Below are 20,001 nucleotides of genomic sequence, written 5' to 3' on the forward strand. Positions count from 1 at the left end.
TATGAGGTAGTCCGGCCTCCTGACCAGGTGGGATTGCCTCGCCCGAAAATCAATCCCTGGCTCCTACTCAGAGATTTTTCCGTAATCAAAACCCTTGGGGATTTTCGGCCAAGCAGGATGTTTTACCAACGCATCCAGATCGTCATAGATATCCCGAAAAAAATTGGCAAGATCCATGAAGTCCGTTCGTGAATTCAGCAACGCGGCTTTTAACATCACTTCGTTTGAGTCGGCCTTGGCGGATGCCGCTCTGGACATATTGTAGAAAGCGTTTCCTAGCCTTTCGGAAAGCTCAGACTCCCAATCCAGTTTGTAATCGGCCTCCAAACTGTTCTCATCGAAGCGACCGGTCTTTTCTTCCATCAACTCGACAATGAAATGCTTGACTGACTCTAAATCATTCATTTCAACTTTCTCCCATCGGCGACAGCCTTATCTGTTTTCTCAAAATTCTTTGATCCATCTAAATTCAACACAAACTTTACATCACCAAATTTATCGAACACCTCCAAGTGGTCTTTGTGAAGGTTATCCAAATATATCTGATCGCCTTTCTTGATATATGGAGCAATTTTCTCAGTCGCTTTATAAACGGCCTGACCTTGAAATCTCTTGGAGGTTTTTCTAGTAGCGTCGGCTAGTTCGCCGCCAAAACCCGGCTCCTTGAAGAAATCCTCCATTTTTTCAAATTTCGTAACCTGGGGTCTATCTGGTGAGGATGCTGGATCAGAGCCAGGTTTTTTTCCACCCGTTTTTTTCGTGACTTCAAGCACCCGACCGGTGGCTTTAGCACCAATCGCTTTGAACTCCCCCAACACCGCATCAATCAGAAACCGCGAAGCGACAACCCGTCCATCGCCATCGAGCGGATAGTCCTTGTTCCCCTTGGCGTGTTCGCTCTTCGCAAGCTCATTGCTAACGTCCAGGGCTTCGATTTCTTCTTCTGTGTTTTTCCCGGTGAAAAACACGGTCAGATTGAACGCCGCTTTTGACTTGTACTCCTCGATCTTTTCGCCAGCAGCAAGATTCATGATGCCGTTCGCAGCGAGGCTCAGTGCGAACTTCATCGGCCCCATTATGGCTTGGGCACCGATCGCGACCGTCTTCATCTGGTCCACTTTGTCGGCAGGCAAGGTACTGGCGTAAGTGAGCAGATCACTCACTTCGTTCAACACGCCTTCGGCGATGCTAATGCGCTCTGCCGTTACCTCAGTCTTGTCGATGACCATGGTGTCTCTGCCATTACTGGTTTCGACATCAATCGTTCCAAGGTTGCTATCAGTGTCATCTCCGAATTTTTTATCGTAGTCGGCGGCCAAGTCTGCAATTCGTTTCAAGCCCGCGCGAAGTTCGGGATCAATCGAGTCCAGTGCCGCTGGATCTAGTCCCTGGCGCACAAGGTTCTTGGTGATCGCGAGTGCCTGCTCATCACCCAGATCTTTACGCAACGTTGGAGAAACTTCGCTGATATCGACTAACTGCGCATCGATTGCGCGATTGAGATTGTTCAGAAAGTTAACGCTGGCCGTGGCCTGGTTGCGCATGTTTTCCGTGAAATGGGTGGCGCTGTCGCCCCAGCTATCCAGCGTGTCGATAGGGTGCGTGACTGCATCGATGGAACTGCTGCTCACATACAAGTCCGTACGATGTTCCTGATCCTTGGTGATCTCGTACGCCTTACTCACGTCACGATTAAGACCCGCCGTAGAGTCCTGACCGGTAACTTTGTCGTTGCGGACGGTGATCTGGCCGGTGCCCACGGTTGCGTTCAGGGTCTGCTCACGATCCTTGTCGTATTTGTACCCCTCCACTGCCCAGCTGTTTTTGTTCTCACCCTCCATGCCTTTGTTGGGTTTGTCGGCCTGGGCGTTGCCATTGGAGCTGTAGCTGCCGCTGACATTCAGGTAGTAACCGTGCTCGTTGTCTTTGCCGGTAATATTGCGGAAACCGAGAGTTCCCGTATCGAGTTCCAGGTTGCCGTTATCGGCGGTGACAACTGCGCCGTCGAGTTGAGTGTGATCTTCTGTGCGGATATCAACCTTGCTCTTGCCGCTGATAACAGTCTGGTTTTCAACCCAATTGGTTTTTCCGGTGGTTTTGCCATAACCCACCGAACCACTTGCGCCAACAAACGAACCGGTAATGCTCAAGTCGAACTCTTGCCCACTGACCTTGCCGGTGTTGGGTACTGACGAAACGGTCAAGTTGCGACCAACGTCTCCAATGACCTCATCACCACGCAAGGTAGCGCCGGCGATATTGGTATCACGCTTGCTTTCGAAGTTCAGTTTGTTGCCGGCGTACAGATAGGCTTCCTGCTGTTCGACACCTTCGCGATTCAGATCGCCAATGCCGATGTTTGCCGAACCGTAAATGCCGAATCCCTGCTGACCGAGCATGATCCCGCCTTCGGCCCCCCAACTACGGCGGTCATTGGAACTGCTATGATCGTTCTGGGCCGAGAGGATATTCAGATCGTTCGCGGCCTTCAGGGTGATATCTCGCTCGGCGGTGACGCGGGTGCCAATCAGAGTCAGGTCGTTCTTTGCATCAAGGTTGATGTTGCCACCGGCATTCAGTTGAGAAGGCGTCGAAGATTGCTGTGCCGACTCGCCTTCATTACCAACATTGCTGACGCCGACCCCGAGCTTGAAGCCGCCGGTGGTGCCGCCCTTGATCCCACCCTTGCTTTGCGTGGAATGGTCATCACTGTTTTGGGAACCATGAGCCACATCAAACGTGATGTCTTTGCCTTTGACATTGATGTCGCGACCCGCGTTGAACTGGCTACCACGGACACTGACGTTATTGCCCGCATCCAACGTGATGTCTCCGCCCGCGTTAAGGGACGACGGACTCTGCGTGACGGAGTTCTGCGTGTGGGATGAGCTAATGCTCGACGCACCGAAATGTCCGTCGAACTTTGGCCCACTGAAAAACTGATCAAGCGTATCGACCGACTTCAATACACTGGAGCCTTTGCTGACGCCATCCTCACCCTTTCCAGTGCCCTTCAGACCCTCGATGGTATTGCCGATGTTATAAGCCGTGGATATGGTCAGGCCGTTGCGCTTTATGCTGTCGAGGGTGGTGACTTCGCTCGCCTCTTCCTTCGCATCAATGTTGATGTCACGAACCGCTTTGAGATGGATATCATTCTCGGCGGTCAGATCAGAACCTTGCTGATTGATGTCGCGCCCCGCATTCACACTGATGTGACTGCCTGCTTCGATGGAACTGCCCGCTGCCGTATATCCCTTGCTGTTGACGCCATGCTGGGCGGTTTCGCTGCCGGCAAAAGTTGTGAAGGCATTGCTGTCGATGGTCTGTTTGATACCGACTGTTTTGTCTGTCTTCCAGCTGTTGCTGCGCTGCTGATCAATCGAGGCGACCACGCTGACATCACGACCAGCGTCGAGCACAGCGCTGTTATCAGCACTGATTCCGCTACCAATGATATTTATGTCACGCGACGCATTCAGCACCGCGTCGTGTCCAGCATTGATCTGGCTACCAATGCTCTCGGTGCTGGCGACTACCCGACCGCCGTTGTGTGAGGTGGCGAACGTCATATCAGCACCCGCACCAGGCGTGCCGACAGCCCAGCCAATCGCATCCTTCAGCGAAAGTCCGAGTTTCTTCTTGTATTCCTCAGATCGACTGTAGGCTTGGTCATCTGCAGACGACAGGGTGATATCGCCCGCTTTGTCCACCAGACCGGCATGCAATTCGGCGTCGTTTTTAGCGCTGATTTCACTGGCGTTCAGACGAACATCTCGCCCTCCCAGAATCACTGCATCATGCCCGGCATCCAGTTGGCTGCCTACCTGAGTCACAGTGGTCTGCAAATGGCTGCTGCCACTTTTCGACAGGCCGAAGGTGCCGGTTTTGGTTTTCTTGGTGTAGGACCCAGACTCCTCGGTGGCAGAAAGAATTGCCACATCGTTCTTGGCGCCGACGACCAGATCATTACCGGCGTTCATCTGGCTGCCAATGATGGTGACATTGCGCCCGCCATCCAGACTGACAGCGCCGTCTTCATCCTTGGAGGCGTTGACGGTCAGATCATGGCCGGCCTCAATTACCGAGCCAACGTTTTCGCTCTCATAGCTCTCCGACTGAGTGGTTTTACTTCGTCCGAACGAACCCTTTTTCTTCTTGTGGTAATAAGACGAACTCTCGTCCTTCGCCGAAGCTACGGTGATGTCCTGTTCTGCATCGAGGCTGATGTCCTCGGTCGCTTTGATGCGACTGGCAATGATGCCCAGGTCGTTGCCGGCGTTCAGCGCGATGTCGCGGCCGGCGTTCAACACTGATGATTGCTGCGTGATGCTATGGGTTTCATTCGCGCGTTTTTTGCTGCGTGAAACGTAGTCGCTCTCGTCGGCGGCCGAGGTGATGACGATGTCGTTACCTGAGTCGACGCTGAGATCGCGCTTGGCATCCAGCCGACTGGCCACGATTGCCACGTCGCGATCGGCACTGATCGACAGATCCCGCCCGGACGTTACTTCGGCGCCGTGCTGCGTGATGCTCTGATTGAGGAAACTGCTACCGCGCGCATTCGTGCTCCGGTTCTGGACCGAAGTGATATTGACGTCGCGATCCGCATCAAGCGTCATGTCCTGACCGCTTTTGAGCACACCGCCGATGTTATTGATATCGAGGCCGGCCTTGATCGTCAGATCGTTGGCTGCTTCGATTCGCGCGGCGTTGTCCAAGTAGTCACGATGGAACACGTTGCCACCCCGGCTGACATCTACGCTGTTGACGTCGCGCTGGTTGATCACGCTGCCGTTGGTGGCTGTCAGGCTGACATTCTTGCCGGAAATGATGCCGCCGGACTTGTTGATGATGTCGTTGCCGGCCTTGAGCGTCAGGCGCTCGCCCGCTTCGATCAAGCCGCTGTTGGTGAGGTCATTGCCTGCTTCTGCCCAGAGGTTGTTCGAGGCGCGCAGCGTACCCGTGTTATCGAGGTTGCCGCCGGCGATCAGGGTCACGTCACCGCCCTGAATCAGTGCCCCATTTGGCGCCAGGCGGTTATTGGCCTGCGCCAGATACAGCACCGACACCAGCACTTTTTCGCCGTTCACTTCGTGCTCTTCGAGCCAGACGATGTCATGGGTCAGTGCTGCCACTTGCTGCGCGGTCAAGGTGACGCCCATCGACAGGTTGAGCTGGCCCTTGCTGGCGATGGCGTTGTTCATCAGGTACTTGAACATCGCTTCGTCGGAGGTCTGGCCGTCGATGAAACGCTGACCGGTACGCTCGACGACCGCTTGCTGGATCATCCGCTGTTCGAAGAAACCGTCGCCCAGGCGCTTGGCGCTGTTGTCCGGGTCGTAGCCGAGCTTCTGCAGCAGGTAATCCGAACTCTCGAATTTTTCCAGGTCGGTGAGTACCGGATTGGTTTCGATCAGGTATTTGTGTGGATTGGAGCGCACGCTGGTGTCGGGCAGACCCTGCACGCGCGGCACATCGAAAGAAACGTTGCCACGATTAGGCAGTAGCACGCCTACTGGCACATCAGCGGTGGTCGTGCCGACGTTGAACTGGGCAGTTTTGTCGTTGAGGTTCACTGACGCGCCGTTGGCCAGCATCAGATCGCGATTTTTTATCGAAACCGGGTCATTGCCGTCGAACTGGAAGTCGGTTGCCTTGCGCACCGGCATACCTTCCAAATGTTTGGCGGCAGTGCCGGAAATGGAACCAATGGCCCAGGCCTGACCTGGCGCCATTGTTTGTTCGCTGCCCTCTTTGCCGCTCAGTCGGAACATGCCGTTGCCACCCACCGGCAGACTGAAACCGGGCAATGTCAGCGGATTGACTTGTTGCTGGGCGAGGTCGGGTGGCAGTTGGCTGTTGAGGCTGATGACGGCGGTTTTACCGGTGCCGCCAGCGCCGGTATTGGCGTTGCGGGAGGTGCCGGCGGCGCCTGAGCTGTAGGCCGTTTCGACACCGTTGCTGATTTTGTTACTGGCGTTGATGGTGACATTGCCGGCCGCCTGAATGATGGCCGAGGCGAAACCTGACGGATCGGAGGTGACTACTTTTTCACTGAAAACAGCGTTTTTTATGAAGTCCGGAGCTTCGGTTCTGACTCCTGATGAATAAAGAGAATCCTGGAATTTGACAGCCTGACTTTGGCTATTCAAAGAAATGATGGTCGAGCCGAACGTTTGAAACCAGTTGTCAGCCTCACCTTTGGCTCCATACCTGACGACCTTGGACACTACCCGTGAATCATCTTCGTTGGCGTTCCAGAAACGCAGATCTTTGCTGTAGTTCGCATCGTTGTACATGTTGTACACGGCAACTTCGTTCCACTGAGCAACGGAGAGCCCTCCATTGACGTATTTGCGCGAAACGTAATCGCCAGTGGCAGTACCCGAGTTTTCGAAATTAGCCACATTGATGTTGACGTTTCCGGAGGCCGCGATTGACGAGTTTGAGTTAAGAAACGATCCGCCTGTAACGTCAAAATTTTTCCCAGCAGTAATGGATGCGGCTTTGGAACTTTCCCCCTCAGAAATGCTGACCTTGTACTTCTGTTCCCAGACAAGGTGAGACGGTAGTTTGCCTCCTTGCAGATCAGTCCAGTTCGGAGGCAGTTCATCACACGAATAACAGCGCACCCCGATATCCGACCAGTACATCTGCGAAACCGTCTTGAACTGGTCCCTGCGGTTGACAATTGAATCTGCCTTGATCGAGAAGTCGCCGGCGCTTTCCATCGTCCCCGAAAGGTTTTCCACCATTGCCGCGCGATTGCCAGCATCGTCCCGCGTGATGTCGATTTCGCCCAAGCTGTAAACGTCTGATTTTTTGTTGCTGAAACTGCCCACGCGAAGCTTCATGTCGCCCCCGCTGAACAGGAATCCACCTTCATCGTTGAGCAGCGATGAGGTCGTCAATTTCATACCTGACGCGCCTGCAAGCGTTCCGTAGTTGTTAACGACTCCGGCGTTGACTATCAAATTATTGGCAGCGGTCAGGCGGCCGTAGTTGTTGACGGTCGCCAAGCCACCGCGCGCTCCTACGGTCGTATTGCCTCCGGCCGCGATACTCGTTGCGCTGGTCAGGTAGAGGGTTGAGGCGTCGAGTTGCAGGTCGCCCAGGCTGCTCGTGCGCCCATTGCCGCCGTAAGTCCCGCTCACCTGAATATCGAGCCCGCCATCACTGGCAATCAACCCCTCGTTCGTCCAGTTCCCGCCACGCCCCACCAATTGATTCGAGGCGAGCAACTGACCACTAGCCGTCTGCACGAAATTGCCGACATTCACCGTCAAGCGCCCCGCCTGGATCACGCTGCTGTTGGTCCAGCTGTCCGCGTTCAGGGTCAGGCCGCCACGGGTCACCAGTGAGCCGCCGGCGTTCATTACGTTGGTAGTGGAGATGCCGAATTCACCGAGGCCGACATGGGTCACCGTGCCGCCAGCGTTGAGCAAGCTCGGTGCGGCGAGGGTGAAGTCGGTGTTGGCGGTTTCCACCAGGCCGTTGCGGTTGTCGAACTGGCTGCCGATCTGGAAAACGGTTTTGCCGCTGCTGCCGAGGGCGCGCAGTTTGCCGCTCTGGTTGTTGAGATTGGCGGCGCGAATCGCCAGGGTGCTGGCGCTTTCGATCAGGCCACTGTTGTTGGCGAGATTGCCGCCAAGGCCAATGTCGATGAGGCTGCCGCTGACTTGGCCGGCCGTGTTGTTCATCGAGCCGGCGATGACGTTCACCTGGCCGCGCGCATAGATGCCGCCGCCGCTGTTGTCGAGGGCGTTGCCGCCGGCGTTGAGCAGGATGTCGCCGCTGTTGGCGGCGATGCGCCCGCCGTCGCTGTAGATGCCGCCCAATGCACGCAGGTCGAGGCGACTGCCTTCGATCTTGCCTGACTGGCCGTTGCGCAGCACACCGGTCAGACGGGTTTGCAGCAGACCTTTGAGGCTCGACAGCACGCCGCCTCGGCTGTCGAGGCTGGCGGCGGTGAGGTTCAGATCGCCGTTCTGCGCGATGATCTTGCCGCCCTGGTTGTCAATTGCGCCGTTGCCCGTGTTGACGGTCAGCGCGGTCATGCTTTGCACCGCACCGTTAGCGTTGTTCAGTGCGGCTGCGGTGAGGGTGGCGTCGGCGGCGCCGCTGGAAATCAGGCCATCGCCGTCGTTGCGCAACAGGCCACCGGCGGTGAGATTCAGTTGGCCGCTGCCGGCGATGGTGCCGCGCTGGCTGTTGTTCAGATCGCCGCTGGTGAGCAGGCTCAGCAGACTCTGGCTGATCATCTGGCCGCCACGGTTGTCGATGCTGGTCGAACGCGTCAGCACCAGCGGCCCGCTGCTTCCGAGCGCGCCGTTGACGTTGGTCAGCGCGCCGAGCAGGTCGAGTGTGACGCGGTCGTCGCCGACCAGACTGCCGGCGCTGTTGTTCAACGCGCCGCCGGTGAAGGTCAGGGCTTTTTTCGCGCTCAGGTTACCCGAGGCGTTGTTCAGACTCGCCGCACGGATATCGAGGGTGTCAGCGCTTTTGATCAAGCCGCCGGAGGCGTTGTTGAGTTCGCCGCCCTGCAAAGTCAGGGTTTGCTTGCCGTCGCTGGTCAGCGTGCCGGCGCTGTTGTTGAGGCTGGCGGCTTTGATGTAAAGCTCGCCCTTGCTGCCCACGCCACCCTGGCTGTGGTTGATCAGCGCGCCGCTGAGGTCAATGCTGACATTACCGAGCTGGCTGGAGATCGCGCCCCCGAGACTGTTATCGATAGTGCCGCCGGCAAGGGTCACGCCGTTCCAGCCTGAGCTCAGGCCGCCGTTGTTTTTCAGCTCGGCTGCGGTGAGGGACAGTTGCTGATTGCTGATCAGGTTGCCGCCGCGATTGTCCAGACTATTGGCGTTGAGGCTGAAGCTGTTGACGCTGGAAACCTCACCTTTCTGGTTGTTCAGGTCACGCAGGGTGGCGATGCTCAGCACGCCTTTGCTGTTGATCACGCCGTCCTGGTTATTGAGGTCACGCAGATGCGCAATGCTCAGCGCGCCTTTGCTGCTGATCACCCCGCCCTGGTTGTTGAGGTCCTGCGCGGTGGCGCCGAGGTCGATGGCAAGGCCAGCGGCACCCACCAGCGTGCCCTCCTCGTTGTTCAGGCCGGTGCTGTTGAGGGTCAGTTGTTGCGCGGCGCGGATGCTGCCCTTGTTGTGGTTGTCGAGCAGGCCATCGACGGTCACCGAGATATCGCTGTCACTGAGCAATACGCCACCATCGCTGTTGTCGAGACTGGCCGCGCGAACCTGCAACGCTGCTGCCGCGATCGTGCCTTTGATCGAGGTCAGGGCCTTGTCGAGGATCAGGCTCAGTTTCTGATTGCTCAGCACTTGGCCGCCGCTGTTGTCCAGCGATTTGGCGATCAGTTCAAAGGCCTGCTCGCTGGAAATCTCGCCACCACGGTTGTTCACCTCAGCGAGATTCTTCAGCAGCAACTGCCCTGGCGCATTGATCACCCCACTCTGGTTGTTCAGCGCACCACCGTGCAGATCGACGCTGACGCTGGCGTGGCTGCTGAACAGTTTGCCGCCCTGCTGATCGAGGCCCTGAATATCGGCAGTCAACGCATTGCCAGCGCCGAGGCTGCCAGCCGTATTGGTCACTTTGCCGGCGCTCAACTCAAGCTGATCGGCGGCGTAAATGCTCGCCTGACTGTTATTGAGTTCGCCGGTAGTGATGTGCAGATTGCTTTTGCTGCTGATCACGCCTTTCTGCTGGTTGTCCAGCGCGCTGCTGGTGAGCGTCAACGCTGCATCGGTCAACAACTGGCCGCCCCGGTTGCTGACCGCACCGCGTGTGTCGACGCTGAGCGCTTTGGCGCTGGACAGCGTACCGCCATCGTTATTGAGGCTTTGCGCATCGATCGCCAGCGCCCCTTCGCTGAGCAGACTGCCCTGCGCGTTGTTCAGCTCGCCAGAGAGGGTAATCGCGAGGTCTTGTTGCGTGGTCAGGCGAGCGCTGTTTTCCAGACTCTTGCCGACCAGCGTCAGCCCGGTAACGCCGGACAGCACGCCGTTATTGCGGTTGATCACCTCGTTGACGGTCAACGCCAGATTGCCGCCCGCCAGCATGTAGCCGCTGTCGCTGTTGTCGAGCCAGGCGCCGATCAGGCTCACGCCGGCCTTGCTCGACAGTTCACCGCTGCGGTTATCGACATGGTCGACGACCAGTTGCAGCGCCTGGGTCGAACCGACCAGGCCCTCGCGGCGGTTATCCAGACGCGCCGCCGTGAGCGTCAGGCCCTCGTCGGCGATGACCACGCCAGCCTGGTTGTCGAACAGATCGCTGACGGTGAAATCGACCTCGCCACGCCCGCGAATCTCACCGCCGCTGTTGTCGAGGCTGGCGCTGCGCGCTTGGAGGCCAGCAGAGGCGATCAGGCCTTTCACGTTGCTCAGCGCACGGTCGATGACCAGGGTGAGTTTTTCATTGCTGAGCAGCTTGCCGCCGTCGTTGTTCAGGCTTTGCGCGCTTAGATTCCAGGCTTTGGCAGCGGAGATTTCCCCGGCGCTGTTGTTCACATCCTTGAGGTTTTTTAGCAGCAGTTGCCCCGGCGTATGAATATTGCCGCGCTGGTTATCGAGCAGGCCATTGTTGAGGTCCAGGGTCAGGTCGCCGTTGCTGAACAGCTCGCCGCCGTCCTGCTGCAGCGAGGTGACGGAAGCCTGCAGGGTTTTCTGGCTGCCGATGATGCCGCCGGAGTTATCCAGATGCGCGGTGGTCAGCAACAGCGTGCCGTCCGTGGCGAGGCTGCCGCCCTGCCGGTTCTTGAACTCACCGGTGGTCAGGGTCGAATCGGCCTTGGCACTGAGGATGCCGTTGTCGCTGTTATCGAGACTGCCGCTGGTGAAGGTCAGGCCCTTTTGCGAGGCGAGCAGCCCGCCCTGATTCTGTACCCCGGCGACGCTGGTCAGTGCCATCGCTTCCAGGCTCGACAGCTTGCCCAGGCGATTGTCGAGGCTGCCGAGATTCAGGGTCATCTGCCCTTCACTGCTGATCAGGCCTTGCTGGTTATCGAGGGCATTGTCGAGGGTCAGGTTCAGTGTGTTCTGGCTGACGATCCGCCCGCCCACATTGCTCAAACCGATGCCGCTGAGCGTCGCCGCGCCTTTGCTGAAAATCAGGCCATTGGTGGCGTTGATGATCTGCGCGACTTTCAGGCCCAGCGTGGTGTCGGACAGCACCTTGCCGCCCTCCCTGTTATCCAGGCGTGCGCCATTGATATGCAGGTCGAGTTGGCTGGAAAGCGTACTGGCGCGGTTGTCGATCTGGTCGACATTGACGGTCAGGGTCTTGAGCGACCCGACCAGGCTGTCCTGGCGGCTGTTGAGAGTCTTGCCGGTGAGTTTCAGATTGCCTTCGGCAACCAGTTCGCCGGTTTGCTGCGTCAGGTTGTCGATGCTGGCGTCGATATCGCCCTTGCCGGAAATCCGTCCGGCATCGTTGATCACATCCCGGGCTTTGAGGCTCAACAGTCCGGTCGAGGTCAGCAAGCCGCCGTTGCTGTTGTTCAGCGTGCTGCCTTCGAAGGTCAGCGCTGCCTTGCTCTCGGCGCGGCCCTTGTCGCGGTTATCCAGATTATCGATCAGCAGCGTCGTCGCTTTGTCGGCGCGCAAAACACCCGCACGGTTGTCGGTGGTCGCGCTGCTGACGGTCAGGGTGTCGAGACCGGAAATCTTGCCGGCGCGGTTATCCAGGCGCGTGGCCTGCACGTCCATCGCACCGTTGGCCTGGATCAGGCCCTTGTTCTGGTTGTTCAACTGGTCGCTGATGCGCGTGGTCAGCGTGCCTTCGCTGGTCAGCTGGCCTTGCTGGCTGTTGTCCAGTTGTTGCGCTTTTATCGCTACGGCCTGTTTCGCGCCGATGCGCCCGGTGCGATTGTTGATGGCGCCGAGGGCGGTGATGTCGAGCAAACGGCCAGCGGTGATCAGGCCGGCGACGTTGTCCAGCGAGGTGACCGTGAGTACTACGTCGCTCTGGCTGCCAAGTTCACCGTTGCTGTTGATCAACTGACCGATGTTGCCGGTGAGTCTGCCATTGCTGGTGAGCGTGCCTTGATTGTTCAGCACCTGATTGGCTGTGAGGGTCAGGCTGTTGTTGCCCAGCACTTTGCCGGCGTTGCGGTTGTCCAGCGTGCCGGCGGTGATGCTCGTGGTCTGGCCGCTGAGCAGACCATTCTGGTTGTTGAGGGTTTGCGCGGCGTTGACGGTCAGGTTGCGGCTGGCGCTGAGGCTCTTGCCACTGTTGTTCAAATTCTGTGCGCGAAGGCTCAAATCACCGTTGCTGTTACGGCCGCCGTCAGCATTAACGCCGGCTTCGATGGCGCCGGCGTTGGTCAGTTGCCCACCGGCGCTGAGCACCACGCTGTCGCGGGCGGCCAAGGTCTGGCGGTTGGTCAGGTTGCCTTGGGTCTGTACGTTGAGCGACGTGCCGGCGTAAACCGGAGCTTGCGCGTCGAGGCTGGCTGCCTTGACGTTGACCGCGCCGGTAGCCGAGGTGTCGGCCAGGCTCAGTTGCCCGTTCGCATCCAGCTGAATATCGCCGCCGCTGGCGATCAGTTTGCCGTCGAGTTTCACCCCGACCCCGGCCTCGGTGCCGACCAGCTTGATCGCCCCGGCGTACATGCCGCCGAGTGCCGAGGAGTCGATGGCCAGTTGCGGTTTGGCGCTGCCGTCGTCGGCGCGTGCAGTGGCGTTGAGGCTGTCGGCGTTGACGTCGTTGCGACCGGCGACGATGGTCAGGTTCTGTGCCTGAATCTGCGCATTGATCTTGGCGCTGCGGGTGATGATTTCGAAACGGTCAATATTGGTCGCGTTGATGCCCGCGCCTTCGATAGCCACGCTGCCCTGATCGACCTGAAAGCGATCCAGTCGACCGTTTTCCACCACCGGTTTACCGGTGGTCAACGTCACCCGTGGTGCGTTGATGAAACCGCAGCCATTGCAGGTGATGCCGTAGGGGTTGGCGACGATGACCCGCGCCGACTGCCCGGCTACTTCGGTGTAACCGCGCAACTGACTCGGGTTGCCGCTGATGACTTCGTTGAGAATCGCCTGCGCCGAACCGCTGTTTTTCAGGTTCGGGTTGCCGATGACGTGCCCGCCCAGTTGCGTGTTCGAAGTTTGAGTCGCGCCGTTGTTGAGGATGACGCCCTGTGCGCCGACGTTGTAATCGTGGAACTGGTTGTGCGACAGGCCACTGGCGTTGGGCGTGGCGATGTTGACGATCGGCACGCCGTTGCCGGCACGGTCCAGCGTGGTATTCGGGTTGGCAACGACGATGCCATCGGCCTGCGCCCACAGCGGTTGCCAGAACATGACGTTGGCCAGCAGGAACGCCAGTCCGCGCTTGGGCATGCCGAGGAACTGCTCGCGTTTGGCCGTAGCGGCAGAAGGCTGGCGAGCGAGGAATGCGTACTGGCGAACGTCCATGTAGAAGATCCTGCAACGGGCAATAATCGGTCTGATCAGGTGCCATGCTCCGCAGGAAAGCGGCGCGGATGAGCGCAAAGAGTCGCTGGCATCCCTGCAATAGCGCACTAGTATCAAAATAGTGGCGCGATATTAGATGGCCACTATTTTGACGTCAATTAATGGATGCGTTGAAAAATCGATTTCGATGAGCGGTTGTGCCGGAATCCCCGTTGCACCGTTCACCGCCCGCCTGCGCGATAAGCCCCACCGGCGCAATAATCTGTAAACTCTCCCCTCTTTCGCCGCCCTCATTTCATCTGCGGCCATCACCTCTTTTCTGTAGCGGAGTCCACCTTGCGTCTGTTCCATACCTCCGACTGGCACCTTGGGCAAAACCTGCACGGCCAGGAGCGCGATTTCGAGCACGCGTGTTTTCTCGAATGGCTGCTGCGCCAGTTGCACTTGGCGCAGCCGGATGTGCTGCTGATCGCCGGGGACATCTTCGATACGGTCAATCCGCCGGTCAAAGCTCAGGAACGCCTCTACGATTTCATCGTCAGCGCTCACGAACAGCAGCCGTTGCTGACCATTGTGATGATCGCCGGCAACCATGATTCCGGTTCGCGGATCGAGCTGCCGGCGCCGTTGATGCGGCGTTTGCGCACCCATGCGTTGGGTCGGGTGCTGTGGCTGGATGACGGGCAGCTCGACGCCGAACGTTTGTTGCTGCCGCTGCCGAATGCCCAAGGAGAAATCGCCGCGTGGTGTCTGGCGCTGCCGTTCTTGCGCCCGGCGGAAGTCACTGGCGCGCATCTGGGTGACAACTATCTGCGCGGCATCGGTCAGGTGCATGAATGGCTGATCGCGGCGGCGAATGCCAAGCGCCAGCCCGGGCAGGCGTTGATCGCTATCAGCCACGCGCACATGGCCGGGGGCTCGGTGTCGGAGGATTCCGAGCGCAGCCTGATCATCGGCAATGCTGAAGCGCTACCCGCCAGCCTGTTCGGCGAAAGCATCAGCTATGTCGCCCTCGGCCATTTGCACAAGCCGCAGAAGGTCAACGGCGAGGAGCGCATTCGCTACAGCGGCTCGCCGATTCCGCTGTCGTTCTCCGAAATCGGTTATCAGCATCAGATTCTCGATGTGGTCCTCGACGGTGAAACTCTGGTCAGCGTAGAGCCGAAACTGATCCCGCGCTCGGTCAATCTGCAGCGCATCGGCCCGGCGCCGCTGGCCGAGATTCTGCTGCAACTGGCCGACCTGCCGAACATCGATCTGCTCGCCGAAACCCAACGCCAACCATGGCTGGAAGTGCGCGTGCGCCTCGATGAGCCGCAGCCGGATCTGCGCCATCAAGTGGAAACCGCGCTGCAAGGCAAAGCCGTGCGTCTGGTGCGCATCGCCGCTGAATACGCCGGTAATCGTGGCGCCGATGGCAGCGATGACGGCAGCACGCTGATCGAACTCGACCAGCTCACCCCGCAGGAACTGTTCAGCCGCGCCTGGCTCGACAACTACGGCAGCGAGGTCGACGAGCAGACGCTCAAGGACTTCGCTGAACTGCTGCAGGACGTGCAACTGGAGGGCGAGCAGCCATGAAGATTCTCGCCATTCGTTTGAAGAACCTGGCCTCGCTGGCCGGGCCGTTCGAGATTGATTTCACCGCTGAACCGCTGGCCAGCGCCGGTCTGTTCGCAATCACCGGCCCCACCGGCGCCGGCAAAAGCACGTTGCTCGATGCCTTGTGCCTGGCGCTATTTGGCGCTGTGCCGCGTCTGAACAACACCGGCCGTGATGCGAAAGTCCCGGATGCTGACGGTGAAATCGCCACTGGCGACCCGCGCACCTTGCTGCGTCGCGGTACCGGCGAAGGCTATGCCGAAGTGGATTTTGTCGGCGTCGATGGCCGCCGCTATCGCGCGCGCTGGGAAGCCAATCGTGCTCGCGAGAAGGCTGGCGGCAAGTTGCAAGCGAGCCGGCAGAGCCTGCGCGACATCGATCAGGATCAACTGCTCGCCAGCCAGAAAGGCGAATACAAAACCCAGCTGGAAGCCGCGCTGGGCCTGAACTTTGAACAGTTCACTCGCGCTGTGCTGCTGGCGCAGAGTGAGTTCAGTGCGTTCCTCAAGGCTGACGACAACGACCGCAGTGAACTGCTGGAAAAACTCACCGACACCGCGCTCTACACCCGCCTCGGCCGCCGCGCCTTCGACAAGACCAAAGAGGCCCGCGAAGCGCACAAGCTGTTGCAGGATCAGGCTACCGGCGTGACGCCGCTGGCACCGGAAGCCCGCGCCGAACTCGACGAGCGTTTCAACACCGCGCAGCAACAGATGAAGGCGCAACAAGCGCAGCTCAAACAGCTTGAGCAACAGCATGCCTGGCTGAAGGATTTGCGTCTGTTGCAGGAAGCGCAGCAAGCGGCCAGCGAACAACTGCAAACCGCGCAACAGCAATGGCAGGCCCTGGCCGGCGAGCGGGTGAAGCTGACGCGTCTGGAACAGCTTGGCCCGCAACGCCATCAGTTCGCGCGCAAGGCCGAGCTCGATGCGCTGCTGACACCACTGGCGGCGCAGATTGCCGCGCACACGCAACAACACGCGGCACTCGGGGAACGCCAGACGCAGCTGGAACAGAACCTCGACGCAGCGAAAGTCGCCCTGAGCGCAGCGCAACAACGCCAGAGCGAAAATGCGCCGTTGCTGCGTCAGGCATTCGAAGAGCAAAGCACCCTCGCCCGCCTGATCAAGGACACCGCCAGCAGTGCCGAAGCCCGGCAAGCGGCCGAGCAAGCGTTCAAGGATGGCCAGAGCGCGATTCAGGCTTTGCAGGAAAAGCAGACTGAAGTCGCCGCGCGTTTGCAACGCATCGCCGCTGAGCTTGAGCAGAGTGCCCATCTGGCGCCGTTGAGCGATGCCTGGAGCGCCTATCGCGACCGTCTGCAACAGCTGATGCTGATCGGCAACCGCTTGAACAAGGGCCAGAGCGAACTGGCGTCGCTCGAACAGAACGCCGCGCACAGTGCTGAGCAACTGGCCTCGCACAAACAGCAACTGGAAGTGCTGTTCAAAGAAGCCGGCGCAGAGCCGGACGCAGTCGCCGAACAGATCGGCCTGCTTGGCACCTTGCTGCAGGACAACCGGAAACAGCTGCGCGCAATCGAAGACCTGTCGCGCCTGTGGGCGTCTCAGCAGGATCTGGACAAGCGCAGCGCCGAGTTGCAACAACGCCAGCTCGACGCGCAGCAGCAACGCGAACGCTTGACCCAGGACGGTGTGAAAACCAAGGCCGAACTGACCGTCGCCGAGCAGACCCTCCATGTCACTCGCGAACTGCTCGAGCGGCAGCGGCTGGCGCGCAGTGCCAGTGTCGAAGAGTTGCGCGCGCAGTTGCAGGACGATCAGCCCTGCCCGGTCTGCGGCAGCAACGAGCATCCCTATCATCAGCCCGAAGCGCTGTTGCAAAGCCTTGGCCGTCACGATGAAAGCGAACAGGCCAACGCCCAGCAAGTGGTGGATCAGCTCAAGGAAAAACTGATCGAGCTGCGCGGCGAAGTCGGTGGCGTGATCGCACAACAGAAAGAGCTGCTGCGGCAACAGGAACAACTCGCGGCGCAGCAACAAGCCCTGGCCCCGAGCCTCGATGCGCATCCGCTGGCCGCGCAACTGTTCAATCAGGACGCCGACAAACGCGACGCCTGGCTCAGCCGCCAGACCGAGCAGTTGAACCAGAGCATCACTCAGGACGAACAACGCCAAAGTGCGCTGCTCACCTTGCAACAGGACGCGGCGCGCTTGTCGCAGCAATTGCGTCAGGCTGAAGTGGCGCATCAGCAAGCGGCGCAACAGCTGAGCCATCAGCAGCATGAACTCAACAGCGACCGTCAGCGCCTTGAAGAAGAACTCAGCGCGTTCGGCCCGCTGCTGCCCGCCGACACACTTGAGGCATTGCGCCTGGAGCCGGCGGCAACGTTCATGCAGCTGGACCGGCAGATTGCCGAGCGTCTGTCTCAGCTCGAGCAGCAAAGGGAAGAACTGAGCGAACAGCAGCAACGCCAGCAGACGCTGGAGAAAGAGCAGGATCGCCAGCAGCTGCGCACTCAGCAGCTGCACAGTGCCGAACAGCAATTCACGGCGTTGACCGAGCAGCAGCAAAGCTGTCAGGAAAAACTCGCGCAGTTACTTGGCGAGCACGACAGCGCCGAGCACTGGCAGCGGCAGCTGGAACACGCGGTGGAACAGGCGCGCGTCGCCGAAACCAGCACCGCTGAGGAGCTGCAAAGTGTGCGCACGCAACTGGTGCAGATCGCCGCTGAGCTCAAGGCCCAACAGGAACGCCTGCAAGCACTGCAAGCTGAAGACCAGGCACTCGCCGGCAAGATCGCCGATTGGCGCGCCAGCCATCCGGAACTGAATGACGGCGGCCTTGAAGACTTGCTGCGCTTCGACGACGCGCAAGTCGCCACGCTGCGCCAGACCCTTCAGCACAACGAAAAAGCCATCGAACAGGCGCAGGTCCTGTTGCAGGAGCGCGATCAGCGTCTGCTCGATCACCAGGCCCGGCAGGACGGCAATCTTGACGCCGAACAGCTGGACAGCGCCCTCGCCGAGCTGCAAAACCAGTTCGCCGTCAGCGAGCAGCAGTGCGCCGAACTGCGCGCCGAACAGGTTGAAGACCAGCGCCGGCAGAACGCCAATCAGGCGCTGGCCCAGCAGATCGCCGACGCCTATGCCGAGTACCAGCGCTGGGCGCGGCTCAGTGCCTTGATCGGCTCGGCCACCGGCGACACCTTCCGCAAGATCGCCCAGGCCTACAACCTCGACCTGCTGGTGCATCACGCCAACGCGCAGCTGCGCCAACTGGTCAAACGCTATCGCCTCAAACGCGGCGGCAGCATGCTCGGCCTGCTGGTGATGGACACGGAAATGGGCGACGAACTGCGTTCGGTGCATTCGCTTTCCGGCGGCGAGACGTTCCTCGTATCACTCGCCCTTGCGCTGGGTCTGGCCTCGATGGCGTCGAGCACGCTGAAAATCGAGTCGCTGTTTATCGATGAAGGCTTTGGCAGCCTAGATCCGGAATCCTTGCAACTGGCCATGGACGCGCTCGATGGCTTGCAGGCGCAGGGACGCAAGGTGGCGGTGATTTCCCATGTGCAGGAAATGCACGAGCGGATTCCGGTGCAGATTCAGGTGCGGCGCCAGGGCAATGGTTTGAGCACGCTGGAGGTGATATGAACACGCTGTATTCCTTCCGCCGCTGCCCTTACGCGATGCGTGCGCGAATGGCCCTGCGTTATGCGGGCTTGCCGGTGGAGATTGTCGAAGTCAGTCTCAAGGACAAACCGGCGCAGATGCTCGCGCTCTCGCCCAAGGGCACCGTGCCGGTGCTGAATGCCGATGGCGTGGTGATCGATGAGAGTCTGCAGATCATGCGCTGGGCGTTGGCGCAGAATGATCCGGATGATTGGTTGTTCAAGGATGATCCGGGAGCTGACGTCATCATGGACATGCTGATCGAGACGAACGATCAACGATTCAAGACTTCGTTGAACCACTACAAATACGCTGAGCGTTATCCAGAGCAACCGATGGAGGTCTATCGCATGCAGTGCGAGATGATCGCCCACTATCTGGATCTGACGCTCGCAGACCACGACTATTTGCTGGGTGACCGGCTCAGTCTCGCCGACATCGCCCTGCTGCCCTTCGTCCGACAGTTCGCTCATGTTGATCGCGAGTGGTTCGCGCAGACGCCTTATGTTCGCTTGCAGGCCTGGTTGCAGCGCTTGCTCGAATCCGAGCTGTTCATCTCGATCATGAAGAAGTAACCCTCTCTCCCTCTTGATCGTTCCCACGTTCCGCGTGGGAATGCAGCCGGGGACGCTCTGCGTCCCATTGGAACGCGGAGCGTACCTTGAGGCATTCCCACGCAGAGCGTGGGAACGATCTTCGTCAGGCCAGGGCGTTGCACATGCCCAGCGCCATGCAATCCACTTCAAACGGCCCGAGAAAATCCACCGCGACCTTGACCGGTGGATTGCCGGCCATCAGCCCCAGCGTGTTGGCGCGTTCAATGTTGTGCGCGATGTTGTGGTTGGCCTCTATGGCCCGGGCCAAACCGCCCACCGAGCCCTGGCCAAACCCCAGGAGTGAGGCGCCGTTGGTCATCAGCGCGAGGCTGGCGATGACCCAGAGTCTGTAGCCTTTCATGCGCCGCCGACTCCTGCGAGTTCGGCCCTGTCGGCCATCGCGCTTTGCGAGCGCAGTTCGAACTGGATGCCGGGGTGGGCGACGTCGATCGGGGCGTCGAAGCTGTGTTCCATCTGTGCGCCGATGCTGACGAACAGCACCACGGCCAGGTACAGACCGATGGCCAGGTAGGCGCCGCGTTTGGCGGAAGTGAGGATTGCGCTGGCCATGGTGTTCTCCGTGGGCAAAGGTTTCGATGGCCACAGAATCAATCAAAAAAGCCGAAGCAACCACTCAGGGTTTGCAATGGTGAATATCAGCTTCGTTGATTATTTAGCGGCTCTATTTGCCGGCGAGAGAAAACCTATGAGTGCAGAACGCACGCGCGC

At 59.3% G+C, this 20,001-nt stretch carries 8 protein-coding genes; 3 read left to right on the forward strand and 5 right to left on the reverse strand.

What is annotated here, in order from left to right; genetic code table 11:
- Positions 1–63: 63 nt before the first annotated feature.
- From D8U82_RS27645 to D8U82_RS27655, 3 genes are all read right to left on the reverse strand, one after another.
- Positions 64–405 carry a hypothetical protein gene (locus D8U82_RS27645; protein WP_130903351.1) on the reverse strand — a complete coding sequence of 114 codons (342 nt, stop codon included), beginning with the start codon at positions 403–405 and terminating at the stop codon, positions 64–66.
- Positions 402–13,439 (reverse strand): hemagglutinin repeat-containing protein, encoded by a 13,038-nt coding sequence (locus D8U82_RS27650; protein ID WP_130903352.1) that lies wholly within the window; start codon positions 13,437–13,439, stop codon positions 402–404. The genes D8U82_RS27645 and D8U82_RS27650 overlap by 4 nt, the downstream gene beginning before the upstream one ends.
- Before the next feature lie 132 nt (positions 13,440–13,571).
- Complete coding sequence (locus D8U82_RS27655) at positions 13,572–13,790, reverse strand: hypothetical protein (RefSeq protein ID WP_130903353.1); 219 nt, start codon at positions 13,788–13,790, stop codon at positions 13,572–13,574.
- On the opposite strand from D8U82_RS27655, the gene D8U82_RS27660 reads away from it, so the two are divergent.
- Genes D8U82_RS27660 through D8U82_RS27670 form a run of 3 tightly spaced genes read left to right on the forward strand, consistent with a single transcriptional unit; the run spans position 13,776 to position 19,251 of the window.
- The gene (locus D8U82_RS27660) at positions 13,776–15,020 is read left to right on the forward strand and encodes an exonuclease SbcCD subunit D C-terminal domain-containing protein (protein WP_056789434.1); all 1,245 of its coding nucleotides are present in this window, start codon (positions 13,776–13,778) and stop codon (positions 15,018–15,020) included. The two genes, D8U82_RS27655 and D8U82_RS27660, sit on opposite strands and share 15 nt — an antisense overlap.
- Positions 15,017–18,658 (forward strand): AAA family ATPase, encoded by a 3,642-nt coding sequence (locus D8U82_RS27665; protein ID WP_130903354.1) that lies wholly within the window; start codon positions 15,017–15,019, stop codon positions 18,656–18,658. The genes D8U82_RS27660 and D8U82_RS27665 overlap by 4 nt, the downstream gene beginning before the upstream one ends.
- The gene (locus tag D8U82_RS27670) at positions 18,655–19,251 is read left to right on the forward strand and encodes a glutathione S-transferase (RefSeq protein ID WP_130903355.1); all 597 of its coding nucleotides are present in this window, start codon (positions 18,655–18,657) and stop codon (positions 19,249–19,251) included. The genes D8U82_RS27665 and D8U82_RS27670 overlap by 4 nt, the downstream gene beginning before the upstream one ends.
- A gap of 124 nt (positions 19,252–19,375) precedes the next feature.
- Here the strand turns inward: D8U82_RS27670 and D8U82_RS27675 are convergent, their stop codons facing one another.
- Positions 19,376–19,633 (reverse strand): hypothetical protein, encoded by a 258-nt coding sequence (locus tag D8U82_RS27675; RefSeq protein WP_039763921.1) that lies wholly within the window; start codon positions 19,631–19,633, stop codon positions 19,376–19,378.
- Positions 19,630–19,842: a hypothetical protein gene (locus tag D8U82_RS27680; RefSeq protein ID WP_130903356.1), complete on the reverse strand. Its 213-nt coding sequence runs from the start codon at positions 19,840–19,842 to the stop codon at positions 19,630–19,632. Before D8U82_RS27680 ends, D8U82_RS27675 begins: the two co-directional genes overlap by 4 nt.
- Between the last annotated feature and the right edge of the window lie 159 nt (positions 19,843–20,001).

This window comes from Pseudomonas sp. Sample_23, assembly GCF_004307595.1.
In the GTDB taxonomy this organism is placed as follows: Bacteria; Pseudomonadota; Gammaproteobacteria; order Pseudomonadales; family Pseudomonadaceae; genus Aquipseudomonas; species Aquipseudomonas atacamensis.